This is a genomic window from Bartonella taylorii (assembly GCF_023920105.1).
GTDB classification, from domain to species: domain Bacteria; phylum Pseudomonadota; class Alphaproteobacteria; order Rhizobiales; family Rhizobiaceae; genus Bartonella; species Bartonella taylorii.
Map to the genome: position 1 here is coordinate 210,689 of NZ_CP083693.1, position 27,000 is coordinate 237,688.

16 protein-coding genes and 1 pseudogene are annotated in these 27,000 nt (G+C 38.1%); 7 read left to right on the forward strand and 10 right to left on the reverse strand.

Annotation, left to right across the window (positions count from 1 at the left end; all coding sequences use genetic code 11):
- Nucleotides 1-96: 96 nt before the first annotated feature.
- From LBE40_RS00845 to LBE40_RS00880, 4 genes and pseudogenes are all read left to right on the forward strand, one after another.
- Entirely contained in the window at nucleotides 97-3,492 is a 3,396-nt protein-coding gene (locus LBE40_RS00845) for an autotransporter outer membrane beta-barrel domain-containing protein (RefSeq protein WP_252615213.1), read from the forward strand.
- A gap of 116 nt (nucleotides 3,493-3,608) precedes the next feature.
- A pseudogene (locus tag LBE40_RS08445) lies at nucleotides 3,609-6,171 on the forward strand (autotransporter outer membrane beta-barrel domain-containing protein).
- Between the two features lie 122 nt (nucleotides 6,172-6,293).
- Nucleotides 6,294-9,479: an autotransporter outer membrane beta-barrel domain-containing protein gene (locus tag LBE40_RS00875; RefSeq protein ID WP_252615232.1), complete on the forward strand. Its 3,186-nt coding sequence runs from the start codon at nucleotides 6,294-6,296 to the stop codon at nucleotides 9,477-9,479.
- 155 nt (nucleotides 9,480-9,634) lie between these two features.
- A complete protein-coding gene (locus LBE40_RS00880; RefSeq protein WP_252615233.1) occupies nucleotides 9,635-12,895 on the forward strand; it encodes an autotransporter outer membrane beta-barrel domain-containing protein in 3,261 nt (1,086 codons plus the stop codon).
- A 716-nt stretch (nucleotides 12,896-13,611) separates the two neighbouring features.
- Here the strand turns inward: LBE40_RS00880 and LBE40_RS00885 are convergent.
- From LBE40_RS00885 to LBE40_RS00895, 3 genes are read right to left on the reverse strand one after another with little or no spacing between them, the layout of a single operon-like run.
- Nucleotides 13,612-14,583 (reverse strand): WD40 repeat domain-containing protein, encoded by a 972-nt coding sequence (locus LBE40_RS00885; protein WP_004861048.1) that lies wholly within the window; start codon nucleotides 14,581-14,583, stop codon nucleotides 13,612-13,614.
- A gap of 10 nt (nucleotides 14,584-14,593) precedes the next feature.
- Nucleotides 14,594-15,622 (reverse strand): CobW family GTP-binding protein, encoded by a 1,029-nt coding sequence (locus LBE40_RS00890; RefSeq protein ID WP_004861052.1) that lies wholly within the window; start codon nucleotides 15,620-15,622, stop codon nucleotides 14,594-14,596.
- A gap of 12 nt (nucleotides 15,623-15,634) precedes the next feature.
- Entirely contained in the window at nucleotides 15,635-16,378 is a 744-nt protein-coding gene (locus LBE40_RS00895; RefSeq protein WP_004861054.1) for a creatininase family protein, read from the reverse strand.
- 715 nt (nucleotides 16,379-17,093) lie between these two features.
- Here LBE40_RS00895 and LBE40_RS00900 point away from each other — a divergent pair.
- Nucleotides 17,094-17,441, forward strand: a complete 348-nt coding sequence (locus LBE40_RS00900) for a hypothetical protein (RefSeq protein WP_004861057.1) — start codon at nucleotides 17,094-17,096, stop codon at nucleotides 17,439-17,441.
- Between the two features lie 258 nt (nucleotides 17,442-17,699).
- Here the strand turns inward: LBE40_RS00900 and LBE40_RS00905 are convergent, their stop codons facing one another.
- Nucleotides 17,700-19,034 (reverse strand): NAD(P)H-dependent oxidoreductase, encoded by a 1,335-nt coding sequence (locus LBE40_RS00905; protein WP_004861060.1) that lies wholly within the window; start codon nucleotides 19,032-19,034, stop codon nucleotides 17,700-17,702.
- Between the two features lie 164 nt (nucleotides 19,035-19,198).
- Between LBE40_RS00905 and LBE40_RS00910 the strand changes: the two genes are divergently transcribed.
- Complete coding sequence (locus LBE40_RS00910; RefSeq protein ID WP_004861063.1) at nucleotides 19,199-19,678, forward strand: MaoC family dehydratase; 480 nt, start codon at nucleotides 19,199-19,201, stop codon at nucleotides 19,676-19,678.
- A gap of 201 nt (nucleotides 19,679-19,879) precedes the next feature.
- Here LBE40_RS00910 and LBE40_RS00915 read toward each other — a convergent pair whose 3' ends face one another.
- The 3 genes from LBE40_RS00915 to LBE40_RS00925 are packed head-to-tail and all read right to left on the reverse strand — an operon-like array spanning nucleotide 19,880 to nucleotide 22,408.
- Nucleotides 19,880-20,539: a methionine ABC transporter permease gene (locus LBE40_RS00915; RefSeq protein WP_004861064.1), complete on the reverse strand. Its 660-nt coding sequence runs from the start codon at nucleotides 20,537-20,539 to the stop codon at nucleotides 19,880-19,882.
- Nucleotides 20,532-21,566: a methionine ABC transporter ATP-binding protein gene (locus LBE40_RS00920; protein ID WP_004861067.1), complete on the reverse strand. Its 1,035-nt coding sequence runs from the start codon at nucleotides 21,564-21,566 to the stop codon at nucleotides 20,532-20,534. The genes LBE40_RS00915 and LBE40_RS00920 overlap by 8 nt, the downstream gene beginning before the upstream one ends.
- 23 nt (nucleotides 21,567-21,589) lie before the next feature.
- Nucleotides 21,590-22,408 (reverse strand): MetQ/NlpA family ABC transporter substrate-binding protein, encoded by an 819-nt coding sequence (locus LBE40_RS00925; protein ID WP_004861069.1) that lies wholly within the window; start codon nucleotides 22,406-22,408, stop codon nucleotides 21,590-21,592.
- Nucleotides 22,409-22,926: 518 nt separating this feature from the next.
- Here LBE40_RS00925 and LBE40_RS00930 point away from each other — a divergent pair.
- The gene (locus LBE40_RS00930; protein ID WP_004861072.1) at nucleotides 22,927-23,553 is read left to right on the forward strand and encodes an SH3 domain-containing protein; all 627 of its coding nucleotides are present in this window, start codon (nucleotides 22,927-22,929) and stop codon (nucleotides 23,551-23,553) included.
- An 87-nt stretch (nucleotides 23,554-23,640) separates the two neighbouring features.
- Here the strand turns inward: LBE40_RS00930 and LBE40_RS00935 are convergent, their stop codons facing one another.
- From LBE40_RS00935 to LBE40_RS00945, 3 genes are all read right to left on the reverse strand, one after another.
- A complete protein-coding gene (locus tag LBE40_RS00935) occupies nucleotides 23,641-24,672 on the reverse strand; it encodes an aspartate-semialdehyde dehydrogenase (RefSeq protein WP_004861075.1) in 1,032 nt (343 codons plus the stop codon).
- Nucleotides 24,673-25,088: 416 nt separating this feature from the next.
- The gene (locus LBE40_RS00940; RefSeq protein ID WP_004861078.1) at nucleotides 25,089-25,445 is read right to left on the reverse strand and encodes a helix-turn-helix domain-containing protein; all 357 of its coding nucleotides are present in this window, start codon (nucleotides 25,443-25,445) and stop codon (nucleotides 25,089-25,091) included.
- 272 nt (nucleotides 25,446-25,717) lie between these two features.
- A complete protein-coding gene (locus tag LBE40_RS00945; RefSeq protein ID WP_004861080.1) occupies nucleotides 25,718-26,953 on the reverse strand; it encodes an MFS transporter in 1,236 nt (411 codons plus the stop codon).
- Nucleotides 26,954-27,000 lie beyond the last annotated feature (47 nt).

Sequence of the window (27,000 nt, forward strand, 5' to 3'; positions counted from 1 at the left end):
ATAATGTGTTTTACGTGTGGAGCGCGATCAAAGCAATTAAGCAGGACGCCTATTTTTGTTTGTTAGAGGAAGGGGAAGAAAGTTTTCAGTAGAATTATGATCAAAATATCTAAAAATCATCTCTCTTTATGTAGTTTTACAACGATTATTTTTTTCTTTGTGCACAATGCTAATGCCAATATGTCGTTTTCTAAGAGGGATCATTTTTCATGTAGCGACAGTGAGCCATTTTATCGGTGTAATGATGGTAAAGCGCATGAAATCTCTCAAAAAACTTATAAACTCACTGGTGAAAGTCATGGTGCAGCCGTAGAGGCATCAGGGGAAGATACAGTAATTGAGGCAGACAGTATAATCATTAATGGCGTTTCGTATGCAAAGGATCATTCAGGAAAAAGCTCTTGGACAACAGGTGTAAAAGCATCAACGGAAGGAAGTGTTGCTCTATTCAAATCCATCTTAAATAATGTGTCTATAGGTGCAGATGTTGATGATGGGGGAGCTTTTGAGATGCGAGACGGAGTGATTAATGCAATCCGAATGGGCATCAGCGTAGCCGGTGAACAATCTTTTATTTTTTTAAGCAATACAGAAATTAAGACAAGTACTGGTGCGATAAGTCTTTTTAGCCAAGGTAATGCGAAGATTGAGATGAAAGCGGGGAAGATTGATTTTACAAATGGTATCGGGGTTCAAACAGCAGGAGGGGGTAAAGTTATTTTAGATGGTGTTTCTATTACGGGAGGAGAAAAACAGGCGACAAATACAGGTAGTCATAGTGAAAATTCTGCTTTTCAAATGCTTCAAGGAGATGGTTCTATTACTTTTCAGAAAGGCAGAGTTAATATTACCAATGCACATGGTCTTTCATTCCAGGGGAATGATAATAATGCTGCTCATATAAAAAACTCCACTATTATGGTAAGGAATCAGACATTTAATGGTATGCGCTTTTTTTGGGAAGCAGCATTTAATGGGGGGGGAAAAACAGTTTTGTCTGGACGAGGGGCTGTCCATTTGACAAAGGCTTCTTTTATGGTTCCAGAAAGTACAGCTATTTATAGTCGCCAATTTAAGAGTTCTATTGAACTCTCACAAGGTTCAACAGTTTTTGGAGATTTATTGCTGAGGGCTGAGGAAAACTCCATTGTAAAGATTAGAGCTGATGCTTCTACCCTTATAGGGGGAACTCATGTTGATAAAAATTCTACTGCTGCGTTACAATTAAAGAATAATTCAAAATGGACTTTATTGCGACCAAGATATGAAAAACTGCAAGATTCTGCTTCTTCTGGTCCTCAATTAGGTGAATATTCATCTATTTCATCGCTAGATCTTTCTGATAGTTCTCTTTTTTTTAAAGAACTAAAAACAGGTGATACTTATAACACACTTCTTGTTGGAAAAGGTTCAGGCAAGGTTTATCATGCGCAAGGCAATGCGCATCTTTATCTCAATACATATTTGGATAAAGGGGGGGCTCTTCAGGATCAAAAAACGGACCGGCTTTTAGTCCATGGTGACGTTTCTGGAACAACGACAGTACATGTGCGAGACGCTTTGGGGAGTCGGGGGGAATATACGGGAGAGCGGGGAAATAGCAAGGGGATTTCCATTATTCAAGTTTATGGAACAGCGAATGAAGATTCTTTTCAGCTAAATGGTGGTTATGTTACATCGCAAGGTTCGCCTTATCGGTATAGCCTCTATGCTTATGGCCCAAGTTCTTCTTTAGGGGGAGCTAATTCATCTCAAAGAGTGCTTAAGGGCGAAGGGGAATTTTGGGATTTCCGCTTAGAGAGTGAAGAGATTCAGCCTACCTCTTCTGATACCACGGATTTGTTTCTTATTCGTTATCTCCCCGTGTCTGGTCATACTCTTCCTGAAAATACTCCCTCTTCTTTTTCAGATCTGCTTCCTGATATTGTTGGAGATGAGTCTACTTTCGTTGAAGTTGGGGAAAGTGCTGAAGATTCAAAACTTTCTTCTCTTCTTCCTACTGTCCCAAGTTTTCCTATTGTTACACTCGTTGGAGCTACTGCCAATGAACCTAAGGTTTTGAGTCATTCGTCTGCTTCTCGTCCTACATCTCCTGACAATACTTCCTCTTCTTTTCCAGATTTGCTTCCTGATGTTGTCGGAGATGAGCCTACTTTCGTTGAACTTGAGAAAAGTTCTGAAAATTCAAGCCTTTCTCCTCTTCTTCCTACTGTACCAAGTTCTCCTATTGTTACACCCGTTGGAGCTGCTGTCAATGAACTTAAGGTTTTGAGTCATTCGTCTGCTTCTCGTTCTATTTCTACTGCATCTAGTGCTACTTTTTCTCCATACGTTAGACCTGTTGACACTGATACTGTGAAGAAACATCCTTCTGCTCTTACTACTGTGCCAAATGATAAATCTACTCTTGCATCTGTTCTTGTCACGCCGGAGGAGGGGGCTGCTGGATCCGAGCGAGATCGTGTGTCTGCTATAGCTAAGGTTGTTCTTGCTTCTGAGCTTTCTTCTCATTTTCAGCAAAATGTGAGGGCTGTTGTCCCACAAGTTTCAACTTACCTCCTTTTGCCCAATAGTTTATTCCACGCTGGTCTGATGGATATCAGTAATCAAAATAAGTGGTTGGAAACACTACGGAATGTTTCTCGTCGATCTTTGAAAGACGATGAAAATTTTGCTTTATTTCTGCGTGGTTATGGCAGTAATCATCGTTATGTTTCAAACTTATCTGTACTTGAATATGGTTATGGAGGCGAGCTTGATTATAATGCTATAGAGGCTGGAACTTTGTTGAAGAATATCGAGAGTGCATACAGTACTACATCTTTTGGGGTTATGGGGACGTATGGAAAAGTCTCTTTGCAGCCTTTGAATGTTGAACAAAGCCGAGAAAGTACATTTGATAAATGGACGGTGACAGCATATGGCAGCATGCAGCATGATGCAGGCTTTTATATGGATGGTCTGTTATCTTATGGTCTGTTTAATGGGGATGTCCTTACCCTTGCACGGGGCAAGACGGTAACATTAAGGGGGAAACCTCTGAGTGTTTCGTTAACTACTGGTAAAGCGTTTATGATGAAGTGTAAAAATTTTGTTTTAGAGCCCCAGATACAGTTTGTTTATCAACACCTCCGATTTAATACGGCACATGATGTTGACAACTTTAATATTGAAATGAAAAAACCGGATTATTGGGTAATGCGTATTGGGGGACGTTTAACTAAAGCACTGGCTGTGATTAGAGAAGCGCATGTTGTTTCTTTCTATGGAAAACTTCATTTTGTTCGTGATTTTAGTGATAAACAACGTGTGCATTTGGGAGATAGTTTTCTGTTGGGTGCTTATGGCTCTTCTCTAGAAGCTGGCTTTGGCGTTTATGCACAACTATCTCCAAAGGTTACATTTCACAGTGATTTAATTTATCAGCATAAACTTACCAAAGCTGGTTTTTCTGGAACGCATTTTTCTGGCGGATTAAGCTATCATTTTTGATTTTTACTTTACGTATAATCCAAAACAAATTACTAAAACGACACATAATAGAACAATAGGTAGATGTATTTCCTCGGTTTTTAATGAGAGTGAGAAAAGAAAGTTTATAGTAAATTATAATTAAAGTCTTAAAAAACCATGTATGTTTATGTGCTTTTTCAACGTCTGTTTTTTTATTTGTACCCAATATAGATGTTCATGCACAGGATGAGCCTTCGTGTAGTTCCCTTTTTAAGTCATATCCATGTAGTTTTGGTGGGAAGCATGGGGGGTGATGGCAGATTTCATATACATTCCGTTGATACAGGTTCTGTTTTGGCTGCTGACTTCCAAAATTCTAGGAAAATAGTCATTGAGTCTGGAAAGAAGAAAAATTCAATATCTGATAAGACTTTTACAATTTAAGAACTCTAAAATGATTACATCAGAGGTGTTTACATTAGATTTTGTGATTATTCGAAAGAAACTTTCCGTTATTGGAAGTGGTCAAAAGATACGAAGTGGTGATCTACCTCATGCAGTTTTTTGGGTGAAACAAGGTAGCTCTCTTTTTGTTGAGGATAATAAGGTTAATGTTAATCATGTGCATGGTTTAGTAGGAGAAAGTGCACCAGCAATTTTTTCTCATGATGGCTTTCCACAAAATATGTCTGAGATTGTTGTTGAGAATTCAGATATTCTCATTAAGGGGCGTGGGGCTCGAGGTTTGTATTTTCTGGGTGGTTCCTCGGAGGGTAGATGTATGGAGGGAGAACAACTTGTTAAGTTAGGGGAGTTTCAATTTAAGAAAACCACCTTTAAAGTTCCAGATGGTATGGCTATTTATATCGATGATAGCAGAAGATACCCTTATATCGTATCGGGAGCGCTCACATATTTTTGCTGATCTGTTATTAGAGACTAAGAATAACGCGTATGTCGGGATTGAAGCTGATGCTTCTTTTCTGGTAGGGAGAGCACACGTTGATGAGAATTCTTATGTCGAACTTGAGTTGTCTAATAAATCGCAATGGATTGTGACGCCAGGAAATAATAATCAGCAGAACTAAAAATCTACAGATTCGTCGCTTTCATTTATGAGGCTCATTGACAGTTCTATTGTTTTTAAGAAAGCAACAGGTGGTAATTATCAGACACTTCATATCGGGAAATTAGCTGGTGATACCTTAGATTATACTTATGTTGCGAGTGATGCGCGCCTTTTTGTAAATGCATCTCTTGCTACAGATAGTCAAAATAAGAGGGTAAGGGCAGATAAACTTTTAATTTATGGCAATGTTTATGGAAAAACCAAAGTGCATGTCGTGGAATTTTCAGTAAATTCAAGGAAAAAAAAGCCGTAGTCAAGATGCGCAAAGAGATGCACACAGTGGTGTTTCAGTCGTTCAGGTTTATGGAAAGTCGGCGGAAGATTCTTTTAAATTGGCGACTAATTACGTAGCTCTAAGAGGAGCACTTTATTGGTATAGTCTTCGTGCTTATGGTCCAAAAGATCAAAAGAAAGCAGAAGATAAGCACAGATTGATTAAAAGTACTGCTGGAGATTTTTGGGATTTCCGCCTTGAAGCTGAGTATATGCAGCGTTCTTCTCGCCATTCTCAGTTAAAAACATCTCAGTTGACGAACAATCTTTCTAGTCGCCGTATACCTTGTTCTATTGGATTTAGCGTTGGTCATAATTACATTGTAGCTGATTCTGAGGCTTCTATCTTTTATCCTGAAGTGGGAATTCAGGCAATTGTGCCATAAGTTCCGACCTATCTGCTCTTTCCAAATGCTTTGTTTCATGCTGGTTTTATGAATATTAGTAATCAAAACAAGCAGTTGGAAGCATTACGCATTGCTTCAGGAGATTTTTTTAGCAAGCAGCAAAAATTCTGCCTTTTTTATGCGCGGGTACGGTGGAAGCCATCATTATACCTCAGATCTCTCTGCTCTTAAATATGGTTATGGAGGCAATCTTGATTATAATGCTGTAGAGGTAGGCGCTTTGCTAAAAGCAATTGAGAGCGCGCATCGTACAACAACCTTTGGAATTATGGGGACGTATGGAAAAATTTCTCTACAGCCTCAAGATGTTGTTGAAAACAAAAAAAGTGCATTTGATAAGTGGTCTGTTATTTTATGGTTTGTTTAAAGGTGATGTTCTTACTCTTGTAAGGGGAAAGACGGCAACATTAAAAGGGAAAATCTCTAAGCGCTTCATTGACTTCTGGTAAAGCGTTGATGACAGGGTACGAAAGTCTTGTTTTTGATCCACAGGTTCAGGTTATTTATAAAAATCTGCAATTTGATAAAACGTCTAATATCGATGGCTTTGATATTGAAATGGGGAAACATGACCAGTGGGTGATGCGTGTTGGGGGACGTATGACTAAGATTCTTACGGCATCCCAAACGGGGCGCTTTGTTTCTTTCAATGGGAAGCTTCGTCTTGCTCATAATTTTGGAGAAAAACAATTTGTGCATTTTGGAGATGAATTTCAATTAGGAGCTTTTGGCTCTTCTCTAGAAGTTGGAGGGGGATTTAATGCTCAATTATCTTCAAAATTTGCTTTGCATGGAAATGTCATCTATCAGCATAGACTTACTAAAGCAGGGTTTTCTGGAATAAGCTTTTCTGGTAAATTACACCATCATTTTTATTTATCCATAAAATATAGAATGATTTATATATAAGTATATATGCATTATATTAATCATTAAATTAACTATTTATTGTATATTTGTTTTATTTTAGGAATATTATAATATACATTATGCGATTGTTCTTCATTAATAAATAAGGGTTAAGAAGAATGATGGTTAATGTATCTTATAATCATACATTTTTATGCACTTTTACAACAGCTATTCTTTATTTTTTGCAGGTTGCTTATGTTAGCGCTGCTGGAAATTTATGTGATCCAGAGGCTCCGTTTTATGAATGCGGTGATGGTAAAAGGCACATAATCAAAAATAAAACCTATCATTTAAAAAATTCTTGGCGTGTTCGTTCTGATTCCGCTCCCATTGCAGCTATATATGTAGAAAGAAAGAATACGGTTGTTGAGGCGTTTCAGATAACTGTCTTGGGTGACAATCCGGATACGATATCTGCATACGGTGGATATGTAAGATATGGAGGAAAGCTTATTCTAACGGATTCAAATTTTAAGGATGCACCCGGTATTCGTGCTCACAATGCCGTTATTAGTATGACAAGAGGGTCAATTAAGGGGACTTCGCATGCTGTTTATGCATCGGGGAAAGAAGCAGATATTGGTTTAGTCAATGTGAATATCGATATTCAGCCGGATAATTTGAAGACAAAGGGGATTGCTATTGTTAGTGGTTTTGGAGCAACGGTTAGGATGTCAGATAGTGCTGTCACTTTTAATGAGATTGGTTCTTTTTCAACACGGTTTGGAGGGCGCTATTTTCTTGATAGTGTGGTCATTAAAGGTGAAGGGAAAAAGCAGGATTCTATAGTTGGTAATAAAAATGCGGCTATGTTACCACAAGCTTTTGAGGTATTTCAAGCGAGTGATGTTTATTTGAGGGGCAATTCTATTCAGCTTACAGATATGCGTGGTTTTTTGATAAAAAACTTCTCAGGTTATGCAGATGATAATGGTAAGTTGATTCAAAATTATGATTCACCTTATAGTTTTAAGAATACAAATATTAAGATTGAAAGATCCGATATTTCTGTACAGGAAGAGGGGGCACGTGGTTTGTATTTTCATGTGGCAGGTCCAGACGAGTCTGCCAAAATGTTGAATCTACACTATAGCAAAACTTCAGAAGCCAAAAAAGTCATTGCAGGAGTAGCATTTGTTTCTTTATCACAGACAACTTTTGTAGTTCCGGATGGTATCGCGATTTATGCTACGGGGGATAAAAGCTATAGGGCTGAAGGTATTCTTGAATTATCGAATGAAACAAAGATTTCTGGTGATTTGTTGCTAAAAGCTGAAAATAATTCTTCTCTATTGGTGAAGGCAAGCGCTTCTTCCCTTACAGGGGGTATGCACGTTGAAGATACCTCTACTGCTAGATTAGAATTAACGCATGGTTCGACTTGGTATCTTACCAAAAGTAAATACAACGGTTTACAGGAATCTGTTTCATCACTTTCATCTCTAAGCCTTTCTGATAGTACACTTATTTTTGATGATGAAGATATATCGAATGGTTATCAAACGCTGCGCATTGGAAAAAGGACGGATATAAATGAAGGAGATAAAGTAGTATTGTCAGCTTATAAAAAAGCTTATAGTGCAGAGGGGAATGCTCAGGTTAAGCTTAGTGCATTTTTGGATGATGAGGGTTTGTTTGATCCTCAAAAAACGGATCGTATTTTGATCTATGGTGACGTTTCTGGAACGACTCTTGTTCATATGCAAAATTTTCTCACAACTTCAGGTAAAGAGATACGTGATGGAAAAGATCAGAGCCTTTCATTGATTCAAGTTTCTGGGATGGCACAGGAAGATTCCTTTAAGCTGGCCAATAGTTATACTACAGTTAATGGTTTTCCTTATCAATATCGTCTTCGTGGCTATGGACCAGGTTCTTCTTTTGGAGAAGCGGATGCTACGCAAAGATTAGTTGAAGGTGATGGAAAGTTTTGGGATTTCCGTCTTGAAGGTATCTATGTTAATCCTGAATCAGATTCTTCTGAGATTATGCCTGTCATATCTTCTCCATCTGTGCTGCCTGATCCGAGTGAACCTGCACCTACAGATCCAGCACCCACTCCATTTACATCTGCATCTTCTTCGTCTGTACCGCCTGATCCAAGTGAATCTGTACCTCCAGATCCAGCACCCACTCCATTTACATCTGTGTCTTCTTCGTCTGTGCTGCCTGATCCGAGTGAACCTGCACCTACAGATCCACCACCCACTCCTCCGTCTCCTTTTGTTTCACCTACGCCTTCTGCGTCTGATCCAAGTGATCCTATACCTACAGATCTTTCACCTTCTCCTACTCCGCCTGTTCCTATTAAGCCTGATATTCAGCCAGAACTGGGAATTAGGGCTGTGGTTCCGCAGTTACCAACTTATCTCCTTCTGCCAAATGCTTTATTCCATGCTGGTTTGTTGGATCTTAGCACTCAAAATAAGAAATTGGAGGCAATACGAAGTGTTTCTCAAAACTCTTTGAAAAGCGATGAGAACCCAGCATTTTTTATTCGTGGTTATGGTGGAAGTCATCATTATGCTTCAAATCTGTCTATTTTTGAATATGGCTATGGAGCCGAACTTGATTATACTGCGCTGGAAGCAGGTGTTTTGCTGAAAGAAATAGAGAATTTATACAATCATACATTCTTTGGGGTCACGGGAACTTATGGAAACCTTTCTCTATATCCTCTAAATGTTGAGCAAAGTAAAAAGAGTACATTTGATAAATGGTCCGTTTCTGCTTATGGAAGCCTGCAACATGATACGGGTTTTTATATGGATGGGCTGTTATCTTACGGTCTGTTTAGGGGTGATGTTTTCACTCTTGCACGAGGTAAGGCAGCAACATTAAAAGGTAAACAGCTTAGTACTTCTTTGACAAGTGGTAAAACATTTATAATAGGGCATAATGGTGTTGTTTTTGATCCGCAGGTTCAGCTTGTTTATCAGCATCTTCAGTTTAATCGCGTGCGTGATGTTGATGATCTTGATGTTGATATGGGAAAATTTGATCAATGGACGGCGCGTTTTGGTGGGCGTTTGACTAAGATGTTTGCGGGCTCTGAAGAGGGGCATGTTATTTCTTTCTATAGTAAGCTTTATCTTTTGCATAGTTTTGGAGATAAACAGCTTGTCTCTTTTAAAAAAGATTTCCAGTTAGGAGCTTTTGGTTCTTCCTTAGAAGCAGGGATTGGTTTTAATACCCGATTATCTGCGAAATTTGTATTGCATGGAGATATAAATTATCAGCATAGACTGACAAAAGCAGGGTTTTCAGGAATAAGCTTTTCTGGTAACTTACACTATCATTTTTAGTTATCTATAAATTATAGAATGATTTATAGATAAGTATATATACATTATATTAATCATTAAATTAACTATTTATTGTATATTTATTTTATTTTAGGAATATTATAATATACATTATGCGATTGTTCTTCATTAATAAATAAGGGTTAAGAAGAATGATGGTTAATTTATTTTATAATCGTACATTTTTATGCACTTTTACAACAGCTATTCTTTATTTTTTGCAAATTGCCCATCTTGAAGCTGCTGGAAATTCAAGTGATGCAGGAGAGGCATTTTATAAACGCGATGATAGAAAAACACACCTTCTCGTAGATAAAGTTTATTACTTAAAAAATTCTCAGGAGGCGTCTGTTCGTACTGCGCCTATTGCAGCTATATATGTAGAAAAAACAGGCACTATTGTTAATGCCTCTCATATAACAGTTTATGGCGATAATCCAGATAAAATATCTGCCTATGGGGCGTATGTAAGAAATGGTGGAAAACTTAATCTAACATTTGCAGATTTTAAGAACATACCGGGTCTTCGTGCTCAAAATGCAGTTATTAGCATGACAGTAGGGGAAATTAAGGGCGTTTCACATGCTGTTTATGCATGGGGGAGAGAAACGGATATTGCTTTAGAGAGTGTGGATATCGATATTCAGCCAGATAATTTGAAGACAAAGGGGATCGGTATTATGAGTGGTTTTGATGCAATGGTTAGAATGTCAGACGGTACCGTTAATTTTAACCAGATTGGCTCATTTTCAACACGGTTTGGGGGGCGCTATCTTCTTGATACTATGTTTGTTACGGGGAAAGGAAGGAGAGAGGAATCTATAACAGATGGTGATGGAGCTATGGGGGTATTGCCGGAAGCTTTTGAGGTTTTTCAAGGTGGTGATGTTTATTTGAAAAAAGGTTTTATTCATCTTAACAATATGCATGCATTCTTGATTAAAAATTTCTCAGGTTATGTGGACAACAATGGCAAATTAATTCAAAAATATGTTTCACCAGATGGTTTTAAGAATACAAGTATTAAGATAGAAAAAAACGATATTTCTGTGAAAGGGGAGGGAGTATATGGATTGTATTTTAATGTTTTAGCTCCAGAAGAGCTTGCTAAAATGACTAGGCAACGAGATGATGAAAAAATTTTAGATACCCAAACAGTTATCACGGGGAAGGCATTTGTTTCTTTATCACAGACAAATATAACAGTTCCGGATGGTATCGCGATTTATGCAACGGGGGATAAAGGCTATAGGGCTGAAGGTATTCTTGAATTATCGAATGAAACAAAGATTTCTGGTGATTTGTTGCTAAAAGCTGAAAATAATTCTTCTCTATTGGTGAAGGCAAGCGCTTCTTCCCTTACAGGGGGTATGCACGTTGAAGATACCTCTACTGCTAGATTAGAATTAACGCATGGTTCGACTTGGTATCTTACCAAAAGTAAATACAACGGTTTACAGGAATCTGTTTCATCACTTTCATCTCTAAGCCTTTCTGATAGTACACTTATTTTTGATGATGAAGATATATCGAATGGTTATCAAACGCTGCGCATTGGAAAAAGGACGGATATAAATGAAGGAGATAAAGTAGTATTGTCAGCTTATAAAAAAGCTTATAGTGCAGAGGGGAATGCTCAGGTTAAGCTTAGTGCATTTTTGGATGATGAGGGTTTGTTTGATCCTCAAAAAACGGATCGTATTTTGATCTATGGTGACGTTTCTGGAACGACTCTTGTTCATATGCAAAATTTTCTCACAACTTCAGGTAAAGAGATACGTGATGGAAAAGATCAGAGCCTTTCATTGATTCAAGTTTCTGGGATGGCACAGGAAGATTCCTTTAAGCTGGCCAATAGTTATACTACAGTTAATGGTTTTCCTTATCAATATCGTCTTCGTGGCTATGGACCAGGTTCTTCTTTTGGAGAAGCGGATGCTACGCAAAGATTAGTTGAAGGTGATGGAAAGTTTTGGGATTTCCGTCTTGAAGGTATCTATGTTAATCCTGAATCAGATTCTTCTGAGATTATGCCTGTCATATCTTCTCCATCTGTGCCGTCTGATTTAAGTGAACCTCCAGATCCAGCACCCACTCCATTTACATCTGCATCTTCTCTGTCTGTGCTGCCTGATCCGAGTGAACCTGCACCTACAGATCCAGCACCCACTCCATTTACATCTGCATCTTCTTCGTCTGTACCGCCTGATCCAAGTGAATCTGTACCTCCAGATCCAGCACCCACTCCATTTACATCTGTGTCTTCTTCGTCTGTGCTGCCTGATCCGAGTGAACCTGCACCTACAGATCCACCACCCACTCCTCCGTCTCCTTTTGTTTCACCTACGCCTTCTGCGTCTGATCCAAGTGATCCTATACCTACAGATCTTTCACCTTCTCCTACTCCGCCTGTTCCTATTAAGCCTGATATTCAGCCAGAACTGGGAATTAGGGCTGTGGTTCCGCAGTTACCAACTTATCTCCTTCTGCCAAATGCTTTATTCCATGCTGGTTTGTTGGATCTTAGCACTCAAAATAAGAAATTGGAGGCAATACGAAGTGTTTCTCAAAACTCTTTGAAAAGCGATGAGAACCCAGCATTTTTTATTCGTGGTTATGGTGGAAGTCATCATTATGCTTCAAATCTGTCTATTTTTGAATATGGCTATGGAGCCGAACTTGATTATACTGCGCTGGAAGCAGGTGTTTTGCTGAAAGAAATAGAGAATTTATACAATCATACATTCTTTGGGGTCACGGGAACTTATGGAAACCTTTCTCTATATCCTCTAAATGTTGAGCAAAGTAAAAAGAGTACATTTGATAAATGGTCCGTTTCTGCTTATGGAAGCCTGCAACATGATACGGGTTTTTATATGGATGGGCTGTTATCTTACGGTCTGTTTAGGGGTGATGTTTTCACTCTTGCACGAGGTAAGGCAGCAACATTAAAAGGTAAACAGCTTAGTACTTCTTTGACAAGTGGTAAAACATTTATAATAGGGCATAATGGTGTTGTTTTTGATCCGCAGGTTCAGCTTGTTTATCAGCATCTTCAGTTTAATCGCGTGCGTGATGTTGATGATCTTGATGTTGATATGGGAAAATTTGATCAATGGACGGCGCGTTTTGGTGGGCGTTTGACTAAGATGTTTGCGGGCTCTGAAGAGGGGCATGTTATTTCTTTCTATAGTAAGCTTTATCTTTTGCATAGTTTTGGAGATAAACAGCTTGTCTCTTTTAAAAAAGATTTCCAGTTAGGAGCTTTTGGTTCTTCCTTAGAAGCAGGGATTGGTTTTAATACCCGATTATCTGCGAAATTTGTATTGCATGGAAATGTCACCTATCAGCATCGGCTTACTAAAGGAGGGTTTTCAGGAGCAAGTTTCTCTGCTGGTTTGCGGCACCTTTTTTGACAAGGCAGATGTATCTTTCATTGGTGAAAAAGGTCACAATATGGGTTTTCTTTGATTTGTAATTGAAAATTGGCTGTTTTTTTGAGCAATACTGGTATTTTAAGTAAGGGGGAAGGGAATTTTAAGTAAAGTTATGCTGAAGATGTTTTAAAAGATATACTTTACTGTGTTTCTATAGTTATGTTTTTTCTTTTTTGCAAATTGTAGATGTCAAGGCACTGCGTGTCGCAATCATCATTTTCAAATAACAGTGTTGGAAAAGAGAGCGTTTATAACCAGAGATTTTGAGAAGTAAGTGCTGGCGTTGTAGTTGGAATAATGTTTGATATTTTTTCAAAGATTTTTTTGAAAAGCTCTTTTACGCGTTTTTTACTGGCTTATTTTCAAGCATTATGAAATTTTTCTTCCACTTTGTTGAGCTGATCTTAAACAAAAGAGTGTTAAGGGGTTGTGCTTTTTATGAAAGACTGTAGCATGATACGGGTTTTATAGGAACGGGTTATTCGCTTATGGTTTGTTTAGGGTGGGATCCTTCTATTCTTGGCTGGATAAGATAGCAACGTTCAAGGGTAAACAGCTCAGACATTTTAAAGACATTTTCTTATTTGATGTGTTTAGTTTTTCTTTAGAGAGAAAGAGAGTTTTGGTGCTTAATTGTTTCTGGAGAATTGTACAGCTATTTTTATCTGCGATGATAGCTATTGTTGGTGCTTTTCTTAAAGAATGATGTTGATAATACCGCATTCACCGCTTTCGCTTCCAAAGGCGAGGTTGTGACCCGTTTGATCCCAGTTTAGAGCTGAGATGGCGCTTGTTCCACAACCTTTTAGAAGGACTTCTTTTCCATCGTGAAAATATGCACACAAAATCATTCCATCATTGAAGCCTATTGCTACAATTTCTTTATTTGGATGACATGCAACGGTGTTGACAAGCGCATTTGCTTGTGTGCCGAGTTCTAATGGTGCTTTCCCCATGGGACCATCTTTCGCATGAAAGGGCCAAACAATGGCCGCTGATGCACCTGATGTTGCTAGCCATTTTCCTTTTGCACTCCAAGACCATTTTTTGACTTTGCTCGGATAGCCACTCATGCGTAAATGTTGATTATCAATGAGACGCCAGCCATGGAGAGCGTTTTCTTGCATAGTAGAAATCACATAGCGGTTGTCTGGTGAGAAAGTGACACCAAAATGTGCTCCTTTCCATACCAGCGTAGTTGGTGTTGTTTGCGTTGATAACCAATGAAGGGTCACACCATTGTAATGGGCAACGGCAAGTCGTAAACCTTTTGGAGCGAAAGCAAGCCCTTCTACACACCGTTCATGGAGGAGTTCTTGTAGTCCGTTACCAACATTTGCCCATGTTCGACGTGAGGAGGAAAAGGCATAAATTTTCTGTGGTCCAAAAGCAACGTTATTTATCCATTTGCTTTCTTGTTTGCTTAGCAATTCTGTACGACCATCTGCTGTTGTTTGACAGACCTTTCCATCTTCTCCACCTGTGATGATAGCTGTGTTATCATGTGCAAAATGGCTTGAAATTATTCCTTGGTGAACTTTAATGGTTTTGGGGGGAGATTCTAAAAAAACAATTAAACCTTCTACGGAGACGAAGGTTGGTTTATTCTCAATAAAGCCACAGGAAAGGCAATAACTTTGGAGATCGTAATGGGTAATGCTTGGCATTGTCACTCACTTATGCACAATTTTCAAAACCAGTTTTAAGCTTGTCGGGATCAAGATTGCGACCAATGAAAACAAGTCGGCTTTCACGTTTTTCATTTTCACGCCATGGACGTTGATGTTGTCCTTCAAGGATCATATGTATGCCTTGAATGACATAACGGTCATCGTCTCCTTGAAATGCAATAATACCCTTTAAACGCAAAATATCAGGGCCTTGTTGCTGAGTTACTTGTTGGATCCAAGAGAAAAATTTTTCTGGATGAAGAGCACTTGTTTTTAAACTTATGGAACTTATCGTAATATCATGAATGGTGGCAGTATGGTGATGTACGTGATGATGATTGCAATCTGGACCACACACATGGTTTGAATGTTGGTGATCGAGGAAATGGGGATCGTTGTCTAGTGTGCGTTGTAGGTCAAATGAACCACGGTCTAGGAGTTTATTAAGTGGGATATTGGCGCGTTCTGTTGCATAAAGTATGGCTCGAGGATTAATTGCGAGAATAAGTGATTGCACATGTGCACATTCTTCTGCACTAACAAGATCAATTTTATTTAACAAAATGATGTCAGAGAAGGCAATTTGATCTTCAGCTTCACGGCTTTTTTTAAGTTGGAGTGGAAAATGTTTTGCATCAACGACTGCGATGACACTGTCGAGAGCAGTTTTTTCATGGACAGTATCATCCATAAAGAAAGTTTGCGCAACAGGAATGGGATCAGCAAGTCCTGTTGTTTCTAAAATAATGGCATCAAATCGATGAGAGCGTTGCATCAGACTTTCCAAAATACGAATAAGATCGCCACGCACGGTACAGCAAACACAACCATTATTCATTTCGTAAATTTCTTCGTCTGATTCAATAATAAGGTCATTGTCGATGCCAATTTCACCAAATTCATTGACAATGACGGCATAACGTTTTCCATGGTTTTCGCTGAGAATGCGATTGAGAAGAGTGGTTTTTCCTGAGCCAAGATAGCCTGTAAGAACCGTAACGGGGATTTTGTTGAGCGTTTTTTGTTTTTTTTCCATGGTTTACGCCTTTTATTGTAATGCATTTATTTTAAACCGGTTGATATCATCAAGTAAATCACGAAGTCCGCAAAGAACATGAGAAAAAATTGCTTCACCTGCTTGCGGTGTTGCTTCACTTGCATTGCCTACTGCTCCTTGTGTGTTCAGATCCCGCATTGTCCACCCAAAGGCATGAGGACCATAGGCGCGTAAATAGCGATAATTGGCAATCATATCAGATTGCTTATTATGGAAATTTTCTGCTTTTTCCATGTGTACTTTTTCTGGTGCTAAATAAAGCATTAAGGAGGTTTCAATAAATCCTCCATGGATATCAAGATGGTGTTGAGACGGTTTCATCAAGCCTTCTGGTAAGCCAAAACGAGTCCAACTTGTCGCTACTGCAAGCATTGAAAAACGTCTTCGTAGTTCGGTGATGACAATGCTCATTAAAGGTGAATTTCCTCCGTGCGCGTTAAGAAGGAGAATGCGTTTAATTCCTTTATGATAGCAGCTTTCACCTATGTTTATCCAGCGCTCTATTGCTTCAGAAAAGGTGAGGGTTTGTGTACCAGTGACGTCCATATGTTCCACCGAATAGCCAATTTTTTCCACCGGTAAGAGCGCTATATGAAATTGCTCTTGTGTTTGTAAAGTGAGTGCTTTTGCAAAAGCTTCAGCAATAATCCAATCGGTTTCAAAAGGAAGATGATTTCCGTGATATTCGTGCGCGCCCAAGGGCAAAAGAGCGAGGAAAGGCGTATCGGATATCATAAACTTATTTGTCAAAAAAGAAAAGTTAATCAATATGAAATTGTAAAGTCATTTTTCCCGATTTTAAGCTATATATAGGAAAAACGCAAACAAGAGCATTTTGCATCAAATATGTGTACAACACAAGTGAGGAATTTGTTAAAAACGGTGAAGATCTCATTGAGAAAAATGACCTCAATTTTTGATATAATATGAGGTTATAAATATTCAAAGAGTAGGTATATTTTGTGAGGTTTTCTGATGAATGCTGCTGTTTTTAAAAGTACATATTGAGAGATATTAAATACTCTATCACATCATGAAAATAAATCTTCTCACTTGTCTTTTAAAAATTCAAACTCATATGAAGCTACGAATATCCCTTTTTCTGTATAGCTAAGCAAGAGTGTTTATTTTGATTCTGTAGTATTTTGATAATATGAACTTGGTTTCTATGCTTGAGTTCTTTTCAATATAGGTCTTTTATGATGTTCTGATTTTTTCAAAAGAACTTGTTTTGTTTGCGCTTTTACTTAAGAAATCGAGTTTTTTAGTAGAGTTCTTCATAGTTTATAGTTAATTTTCTTTTTCTTTTAAAAATTATGTTTTTTGTATATTTACATGAAATACATAATGTATTATATAACATATCGTATTGTATTATATATGTTAAAATACATATAGCTTTGAATATTTTTTTACTTTTTCAGTAAAGAAAAGAGGAGCAAAGAAAGCTATGTTTAAATTATTTAAAAATCGCCTGTATTTATGTATTTTTACAGCGTTTATTCTTTGTTTTACACAAAGCATAGCGGGGAATGCGAGCATTATGGAAGCTCAACTTCGAGAGGAGATTCTTGTTATTGCACCAGTGAGGGATACAGTTTCTAAGGCTGTGAATATGGCCGTGATCCGAAATACTAGGGAACAAGGTGGGTTAGCTTTTGGGAAAGTTGAGAGGGTATCTTACTTCGATATGTTTTGGGGTGGCATTAGCGTTGTTTCACTATTAGCTTCTTTCGCTGTAGCCGATATACTTGGCGTTGTGGTATCTATTGTGGCGTTATTGTTTGATATTGCGTAGTTTTATCAATTTCATTAGCGAGGTTTATTCATCATTTTATTATTTTTGAAAGGCTTATGTTTGAAGGCGATTGGTGCAGCATTGGACAAGGGGACTGATAGGTTATCTTTTTGAAGGCAAGATAAGGTGTTATGCCGATATAGATCAGAAAAAGTTCAAAACCATTTTCTCGATATATCTTTTCAGCAAGCTAGGAACCTAAGCTCTCTTGTACAGTTTATAGCTATTTTATATAGTAAAAAGATAATAAGGCTTTTTTTATGCTTCAACAAGGGGGAGGCAATTAAGTAAAAGGTCTTGTTTTTTGCGAAGTTTTGCAATCCACTGGTCTTCTCGAATAGCAGTGTTATGTGCTGTTATGAGTTCATTCTTTTTGATTTTAGCTGTCACTGTCGCTTTTTCTAAAAGACCACAGGGAATAGCTTGATGAGCACGTGCTTCTGCAAGATTCATTATCCAAGCGCGATAACTGTAAAGACCAATAAAGTCCAACTGATCACCAGGATATAAATCTTTTTTAGCAACAGCACAGACTTCTACCACGGGGGTGTTAAGTGGAGCCATATCTTCTTTGCCATACAGCATAACACGCGCACAGGTTAAAGGAACTTCCATTGCTGTTAAATGATAGGGACGATGAAAGGTGAAGTAAGGTCCCTGACCAATTTTTAAATCTTCCATACGTTCGCGGAGACGTGGATGTGCTATTTCTGCAATGACAAAAACACCTGGGGAAACTCCTTGGCCTATTGAATAGTCTACAACGCCACATTTCTCCAAAATACCACCATCCTGTTTTGGAATAAGCACTTTGCTTAAATCTTGAAGTGCTGCTTGTGGACCATGCATTCCTGGGCAATCGGGGAGAAGCCCTGTTGCATTGGCAATGGCAGCCATTTCAACCATTGTTTTGGAACCATCAATAAATTCAACTAACATACGGACATTCATATTACGTCTTGATGCTTCTTCTTCGTAAGTGTCAGGTGTGGCATCAAAGATAAGAGGATTATTTTTTCCTTTACCAGCCGCAACAATCTTATGCCCAAGGGCTGAAACAAATTCGATGAGTTCCATGCAGGACGTAGGTTCATCACCGGCACCAAGTGTATAAACAAGACCTCGTTTTTCTGCTTCATGTTTTAGATAAGTGCCAATTGTAACATCTGCTTCAACATTCATCATGACAAGGTGTTTGTTGTTTTCAAGCGCTTTGAAACCAATTTCGGCTCCAGCTTCAGGATAGCCTGTTGCATCAACGATAATATCAATTTGTTCATGGCGTAAAACAAGATCAAGATCATCTGTCGCTGCAATCAGACCTTGTTCAATGCTTCGAGTTAGGAAATGAGTGTTTTCAACTTCTCGTACATGCCCATCTTCGCCGTAGGCTAGCGCGGCGGCATCAAAAATACGTGACGGTGTCCTGGTGGCAACGGCTGCGACTACTATGCCATCCATATGTGCAATACTTGATAGCAAATCTGTCCCCATTTCACCACAACCAATGAGTCCAACACGGATGGGTGGGTGGGTTTCTGCACGCTGCTTCAGATCCCGCGCTAAACCTGTTAAGCTCACATTGCTTGCCATTATTTTTTCCTATTTGAAAATTACCTTGTTAAAAGGGTGTTTTCTTATTCATAAGGCGCATTTGCTCTCTAAGATAGCTAATCTTTTCTTGATGCTCTAATCAATGGGTTTTATAAAAGCAAGAGGGTTGCGGTACTTTTATCAAATAAAATAGGAATAGTGTTATGCAGCAAAAAATAGCAGTACAAGATGTCGTCAATTTTATTGGGAAAGAGGTAGGATTATCTCAATGGCGTCTTGTTACGCAAGATATGATTAATCAATTTGCACAAGCGACAGATGATCATCAATGGATACACGTAGATGAGGAAAAGGCTAGAAACACACCTTTTGGTGGTACTATTGCACATGGTTTTTTAACCTTATCACTTTTGTCTACGTTAGCTTATGAGGCACTTCCAGAGTTGGAAGGTGCAACAATGGGTATTAATTATGGTTTTGATAAAGTGCGTTTTATGAGCCCTGTGAAAACAGGTGCACAGGTACGTGCTCGTTTTGTTTTAAATGATGCCGAGATTCGACCTTCTGGCCGAGTTGTTTTTCATTATGGCGTTACGGTGGAAATTGAAAACTTAAAAAAACCAGCTCTCATTGCTCAGTGGCTTATTGTTGCTATGGTTGGCGAAAAATCTGAGAATTTCTAAATTATTTTAGTACGTTATTTTATCAAGTTTCTACACAGTTTTATTAGAGGTCCCTTGATAATAATATAAGAACAAAAAAGTATGATGATACTTGTCATAATAGAGCTATTACAATGCTGATAATCATGGTGGTTTTTCATACCACCTAAATTATTTTCACTGTTCATTATGTTGGTTTGGAAAAACTCAAATTGTTAAATTTTAATGTCTTTTCTTATCTAATCTCTGCACAATTTTATCAGAAGACCACTGGGTAATAATATTAAGAATAATCAAAAGGATGATGACACTTGTCATGATAGAAGTATTATAGCGTTGATAGCCATAGCGGATTGCCATGTCGCCTAAACCGCCTCCGCCGAGATATCCGGCAAGCGAAGTGGCTCCTATAAGAGAAATAATCATGACTGTAAAACCTGTGATCAGGCTAGGGAGCGCTTCAGGAATAAGAACATGCCTAATAATTTGAAGACGGCTTGCTCCCATAGAACGAACAGCTTCAATTAGACCGTTTTCAACGGTTTTAAAAGAGAGTTCTGCCATTCGTGCATAAAAAGGAATAGCTGAGATGGTGAGTACAAAGATTACAGAAGGCATTCCTACACCTCTTCCTACAACTATACGGGTGACAGGAAGAAGATAAAATGCAAGAATAATAAAGGGAATGGCACGAATACTATCAATGAGGATACTCAAAGGGCGATTGATAAGACAGGAGGCAAAAATCCCTCCACGTGCGGTTGTGTAAAGGAGAAGACCAAGGGGAAGTCCTATAATAAGCGCCATCAAAGAAGCACTTATCGTCATCAAGATTGTATCAAAAACAGCGTTGGGGAGTTCATGAGAGAGAACATTAAACATAACCTAAAACCTCGCAATATCGTCCTTTTTCTGTCAACCACTGAACAGCTTTTTCTAAAGCTTCTTTATCTTCTGTTGGGAGACCTAAGAATAGTCGCCCGATGGTTTCTCCTTGGACTGTATCAATACCACCATGCAGAATACGTGCTCTTAAACCGATTTCATCTTCCAAAAGATTGAGAAAAGGTTGTTGGGCAATTTCACCTGCAATATTGATTTCAATAACAGCTTCTTGGCCTATTGGTTTAAGATTTTTTGCAAATTTTTCAGGAAGTTGTGGAGTAACAAGTTTGAGCATGGCAATGGTTGTTTCCTCTTGCGGAGAGGTGAAAATGTCTTTCACACGTCCTTGTTCCATAATGCGTCCTTGATTGAGGACAACAACGCGATGCGCAATAGTGCGTACAACTTCCATTTCGTGGGTAATGAGTACAATAGTGAGATTTAGACGATTGTTAATATCAGCAAGAAGTTCCAGAATAGATTGTGTTGTTTCAGGGTCCAGAGCAGAGGTTGCTTCATCTGATAACAATATTTTAGGATTAGCAGCTAAAGAGCGCGCAATGCCAACGCGTTGTTTTTGCCCTCCTGACAATTCTGCCGGATAACAGTGCTCTTTACCACATAAGCCGACCAATTCGATGAGTTCAAGAGCACGTTTGTAGCGCTGTTTTTTGTTTATACCACTTAATTTAAGTGGTAATGCGATGTTATTAAGAATATTTTGTGATGATAAAAGATTGAAATGTTGAAAAATCATTCCAATACGCTGCCGGTAAGGCGCCCATTGTGTTTCTGACAGATTTGAAACATCTACGCCTTCAAAAAAAATAGACCCTGCGTCAATTCTCTCTAGTCCATTTAAGCAGCGAATAAGTGTTGATTTTCCCGCTCCACTACGACCAATAATGCCAAGAATTTCACCTGCGTGGATATTGAGAGATAAATTGTCAACAGCCGGAATGCCAGCCGTTTTGTTAAAATAACGGCTGACGTTTTTTAAGGAGATCAGAGCGGGTTTTTCCATTCATAACTACCAATTTGGCGTAATTACCAAGATGTTTGCGCGGCTAGCCCGAAAATTTCTTTGATTTTCGCACGGACAGTCTCGTTATTGTAAGCAGAAACTAATTTTTTGACCCATGGCTCATCTTTATCGCTGGTGCGCACAACAATTATATTATTATAAGGATTATTCTCTGCTTTTTCCCATGCTATCGCGTCTTTTTGTAGGTCTAATCCAGAAACCAAAGCCCAGTTTGTGTTTACAATTGCAATATCAAAATCATCAACTGCTCGTCCTAACATACCGGCATCTAATTCACGAATTTGCAAGTTTTTAGGGTTTTCAATAATATCAAGCGGAGAAGCTAGAATATCGTGAGGATCTTTTAACTTAATGAGATTTAAAGAATTGAGAAGAAGTAAGGCTCTTCCACCATTTGATGGGTCGTTAGGAATGCCAACATGTGCGCCATCACGCAGTTCTTTTAAATCTTTGATTTTGTGTGAATAAACACCAATGGGAGCAATAAATGTGTACCCCACAGTTGAAAGTTTGTAGCCACGCTGTTCAATTTGATTTTTAAGATAAGGGGAGTGTTGAAAAGCATTCGCATCAATCTCTCCTGCATTAACCGCATCGTTAGGCAAAGTGTAATCAGAAAAATAAACAAGTTCAATCTCTAAACCCGCTTCTTTAGCTTGTTCGGCAGCAACTTTCCAAATAGTTGCTTCATGCCCTTCCATAACACCGAGTTTGATTTTTGATTTGTCTGCTGCCATGGAAAAGGGAACAGACAAGAAAAGTGCAAAGAGAGGAAGGAGGAATCCGATGGTGGCATTCCGAGATAATTTCTTTAATGTCATGGATGTTTATCCTTTTTTCTTTTCCAAGAGACTTGTTGAGGGAAGAAAATATAATTCTGCACTATTTTTAAGGGATTTTAAGCTTATAAAAGCTTTATAGAATATTCAATCATTTTTATTCAAAAAAATAATGTTATTTTTTCCTATACTGGTAAGCATTCTTTGTAAAACAACATAATGCGCTCGCGGTACTTTTTCTCAATTTAGATGATAATTCTTGTATCGCAGTTATTTGTTTGGGGAACCAATAGCACTTTCAAAACTTCTTTAAGTGATGATTGGCTGAATAGCCAAGCAATTAGATGATATTTTAGCAGTAAATCTACGCGTCGAATATTGCGCAATCAAAACAATAGCCCAGTGTATAGGGCGGTAGGGGACAAAGTAAGAGAGCTGTTCTCTAAATGTGATGGGTTTTTGATGGTGACACAAGAATTTATTACTATTTGACTGAAACGTGGCAAATTTTTGCAATGACAAATATTTTGCCTTTCATACTCTGGAGAGGAAGAAAAATAATGTTAAAAAAGAATTTTTTATCAACCACAATGATTTTGTTAGCTATAGGTGGATTGGGGCTTGGAATGACTGTTTCTCATGCGGTAGCTGGAACAGTTGCTCGCGTAGCATCAGGTAAGGCGGTTTTACGTACAGGACCAGCGAAAACTTACAAAGTTATTGCTACTGTTCCAAAGGGAGGAAAAGTGCAAATTCATGGGTGTCTCTCCAATAAAACTTGGTGTTCTCTTCGTTATAATGAAAGGGATGGTTGGGCTTCGGCACGTTATGTAAATGTTAACAATGTTCCTACGATTTCTTTTGCACATATGCGTATGAAGCCGCACTCTATGATAAAAACACAAAAAGGAGAAGTGAAGCAGGCTGCTCCTCATTCCAAATCTATGAGGGCGCCTCAAAAAACACGAAAAAACGTGCAAAAATTGTACAGAACAGATATACTTATCGATTCTACAGGTGTAAAAAAAAGGGATGAGCGTACAATTTTGAACCCATCACAAAAGGCACAAGGTGTATCTGTAAAGCACGTAACGGCTTATAACCCGTTTTTCCCCAATGATGTCAATTTCAAAAATTTTGAACGTAATGAAACACGCTACCGTGTTGTGACTTATCCTGCTCCATAAGGATAAAGAAAATTCACTGTTCTTGGAAGAGGGATAGGAAAAGTACGGCAGCATGAAGTGGAAAAAACGCTTCAGGCTGCCACTTTTTTAGGGTGCTGCCTTAGGCTTTACCAAATTACGAGAAATGAGCAATTCAGCAATTTGAATGGCATTCAATGCTGCTCCTTTTCTTAAATTGTCAGCAACAACCCAGAAAGCTAAACCATTTTCGACCGTAATATCTTCACGAATACGGCTAATAAAGGTATCATCTTCTCCAGTCCCTTCGTAGGGTGTTATATAGCCACCATCTTCATGTTTATCGATAACTTGGCAGCCAGGAGCATCGCGCAGAATGGCTTGTGCTTCATGGGCGCTTAGTGGTTTTTCAAATTCAACATTTACAGCTTCAGCATGACCGATAAAGACAGGTACTCGAACAGCAGTGGCTGTTAGTTTGATCTTAGGGTCAAGGATTTTCTTCGTCTCAACCGTCATTTTCCATTCTTCTTTGGTATAGCCATCTTCCATGAACACATCGATATGGGGAATGACGTTAAAGGCAATACGTTTGGTAAATTTTTTTGATGAGACTGGATCTGCAACAAAAACCGCTCGTGATTGTTCAAAGAGTTCATCCATTCCTTCTTTACCAGCTCCAGAAACCGATTGATAAGTGGATACAACAACGCGTTTAATGCTTGCAGCATCATGGAGAGGTTTTAAAGCTAAGACAAGTTGAATTGTTGAACAATTAGGATTTGCTATAATATTACGTTTGGAAAAACCATCAATAGCGTGTGCATTCACTTCAGGTACAATCAATGGGACATTTGCATCATAACGCCACGTGGATGAATTATCGATGACCACGCAGCCGGCAGCAGCGATTTTAGGAGCATATTCTTTAGAAATACTTCCTCCCGCTGACATGAGGCAAAGCTCTGTGTCAGAAAAATCATAAGTATCAAGTGCTTTTACTTTTAAAGTTTTGTCACCATAAGAAACATCTTGTCCTAATGAGCGTCGTGATGCTAAAGGGACCACTTCACGGGCAGGAAAACCACGTTCTTCGAGAATTGTGAGCATTTCACGACCAACGTTCCCAGTCGCGCCGACAACTGCAACTTTAAAACTCATTTTTCATACTCCTGTTCTTCTCTATTTTTTCCCTAGGCGAACCCTATGAAAGGGCGAGTTGTCCAGGAATATTAAATCATATTGTTGGTCTCAGAGGTCTCATTTTCATGTACACCAATCCTGACCTACAACAGTACGAGTCGGTTCACTTTTGAATGTACCATCCTCTTGGTCTTTAAGAGTTAAGAAAGCTTGAATATTTTATGCCAAGCCGTATGAATATCTCCTTGACAGAGGTCCAATCTAGTGAAGTGCTTATCTTCTGTCAATTGTTTCCCTTGAGATGTTTGCGTTTTGCAACAATTGCATCACGCATTGCTTGCACGGATGAAGTTTTTATATTTCATTAAAGGTTATTAAAGGCGTTCGTTTAAGAAATGCTCAGCAAAATTATAAAATAAGGTGGTGTTTTCACTTTAGTCAAAAATCAATCGCAAGATTGCTCTCTGTTTTCCAGAGGCAAGACTTCTAAAACCATTCAAAAGCAAGTATTCCGCTTTACTTGCTATTCTTTCATCATAATTATATAGGGCATCTTTTTTTGTTGAGATATCAGCGTAAAAGAAGGAAAGTGGAACATCCAGTATTTCGGCAATTTCTTGCAAAAGTCCTGCTCCAACGGGTTTTATTCCTTTCTCATATTTTTTTATTTGTTGGAAAGTTACGCCTAAATGGTCGCCCAATTGTTTTTGAGAAAGTCCTACAATATTTCTTCTGAAGCGAATTTTTTTGCCTACAGCAATGTCATTAAAATGTCGATTTTTAGCTTGCACTTTAGTCCCCCTCTGGGTGCGAGCGCCCTCGCATTAGTATTCCGTGGTCTGGCAACGCATTGATTTATAATTATAAGTAAATATTTTGCCTGATACAGATAAAAAATCCCATTACTTCGTTACTTTTGAAGACAAGACAACTGTTGTAAAATTTAGCAAATGAACACCACTCTACGTAAAATCATCAAAAAGCAGTTAGGAAGATAAATACTTTTGTTTCAAATATAATTAACTAACTGTCTTAAAAAAACAGCATGTAGATATCAAATACATCAATGATCGTCATCTACTGTAGTTTTAAGGGGTGTTATCTCTTTATTTTTCTTAATTTTTATAACGCCAATCATTCCAGTTGAAATAATTAATGCAGACATACCTAAAAAAGAGCTCACTAATCCCACGAGTGCAAAGAGTCCAGCAATAAAGCCAGACACTGCTTCAGCAGAGTTCGCTAAAGTTGAAAAAGTTCCAAAACTCTTACCAAAATCTTCACGACGAGAATATAATTGAATAGCTGAGACTAAACTAATATCCACAAATGCACCAATAAATCCTAAAACAAAGGCTAACATGAGAATTAGTTTTAAATAAAGGATTGCAGCTAAAGGCATAACAAACATAATAACCCCATACAGAAGCCAAAATACCATTAGCTTTAATGATGTAACATTTAATATAATTTTACTATATAACAAACCACCTACAATAGTTCCAACAGCAATGAGAGAAAATATATAACTAACAAAGCTTTCCTCTCCCCCTATAGAAAGAACAAAAGCTGGAATTAAAAATCTTAAAATTGCCCCTGTAAAGAGAATAGCAAACGATGAGCCAACGAGCGTAATAAATAAATTATTATTTTCTGTAGAAATATATTTAAGATAGGAAGCTGTTTCTCGATAAATTTTTATAAAATTGAATGGTTTATTCTTACTTGAATTTAAATTCATTAGATTACATAACAATATAATAGCTATAAAATAGGTAAAGAAATCAAAAATGAGGACTGCCGATTTATTTGCTAAAAAAAGCAGTAGGGAACAAACTAAAGGGCCAATTACGGATGCAGTTTCTTCTATAATTTGTGCAATGCTATTTGCCTTTGTAAGATCCTTTATTGAAAACATTCTGGGAATGGCAGCTTGAAAACTTGGTTGAAAAATACTTCTTCCTATCGTTGTACATATTGCTGCAAAAATAAGAACAATAATATGCGCAGTCCCTGTTATAGTGGTTATCAAAACGAATAATGAGGCTAATAATCTCACCAATTCACTTAAGATCATATTTTTCTTCAAAGAAAAATTATCAGCTAACCAACCTCCTATCGGGCCAAAAAAGAGAAAAGGGATAAATCGAAAAAAATACACAAGACCTGTAAAAAAGATGTTATCTGTTAATTCTAAGACCAGTAAAACAAAAACAACTTCATAAGCATAATCACCAACTTTAGAAATAAAGAGAGAGCAAAAAAGAGTTAATGGACTCTTTTTAAAAAATAAATTCATATAAACTATCCGATATTAACCTTTTCTACACTTAAAGTTATACTACA

Bases quoted from the DNA above. Each gene is read 5' to 3' on its own strand.
- LBE40_RS00845 (WP_252615213.1), top strand. From the start codon at position 97: ATGATCAAAATATCTAAAAATCATCTCTCTTTATGTAGTTTTACAACG.
- LBE40_RS00875 (WP_252615232.1), top strand. From the start codon at position 6,294: ATGGTTAATGTATCTTATAATCATACATTTTTATGCACTTTTACAACA.
- LBE40_RS00880 (WP_252615233.1), top strand. From the start codon at position 9,635: ATGGTTAATTTATTTTATAATCGTACATTTTTATGCACTTTTACAACA.
- LBE40_RS00885 (WP_004861048.1), bottom strand. From the start codon at position 14,583: ATGCCAAGCATTACCCATTACGATCTCCAAAGTTATTGCCTTTCCTGT.
- LBE40_RS00890 (WP_004861052.1), bottom strand. From the start codon at position 15,622: ATGGAAAAAAAACAAAAAACGCTCAACAAAATCCCCGTTACGGTTCTT.
- LBE40_RS00895 (WP_004861054.1), bottom strand. From the start codon at position 16,378: ATGATATCCGATACGCCTTTCCTCGCTCTTTTGCCCTTGGGCGCGCAC.
- LBE40_RS00900 (WP_004861057.1), top strand. From the start codon at position 17,094: ATGTTTAAATTATTTAAAAATCGCCTGTATTTATGTATTTTTACAGCG.
- LBE40_RS00905 (WP_004861060.1), bottom strand. From the start codon at position 19,034: ATGGCAAGCAATGTGAGCTTAACAGGTTTAGCGCGGGATCTGAAGCAG.
- LBE40_RS00910 (WP_004861063.1), top strand. From the start codon at position 19,199: ATGCAGCAAAAAATAGCAGTACAAGATGTCGTCAATTTTATTGGGAAA.
- LBE40_RS00915 (WP_004861064.1), bottom strand. From the start codon at position 20,539: ATGTTTAATGTTCTCTCTCATGAACTCCCCAACGCTGTTTTTGATACA.
- LBE40_RS00920 (WP_004861067.1), bottom strand. From the start codon at position 21,566: ATGGAAAAACCCGCTCTGATCTCCTTAAAAAACGTCAGCCGTTATTTT.
- LBE40_RS00925 (WP_004861069.1), bottom strand. From the start codon at position 22,408: ATGACATTAAAGAAATTATCTCGGAATGCCACCATCGGATTCCTCCTT.
- LBE40_RS00930 (WP_004861072.1), top strand. From the start codon at position 22,927: ATGTTAAAAAAGAATTTTTTATCAACCACAATGATTTTGTTAGCTATA.
- LBE40_RS00935 (WP_004861075.1), bottom strand. From the start codon at position 24,672: ATGAGTTTTAAAGTTGCAGTTGTCGGCGCGACTGGGAACGTTGGTCGT.
- LBE40_RS00945 (WP_004861080.1), bottom strand. From the start codon at position 26,953: ATGAATTTATTTTTTAAAAAGAGTCCATTAACTCTTTTTTGCTCTCTC.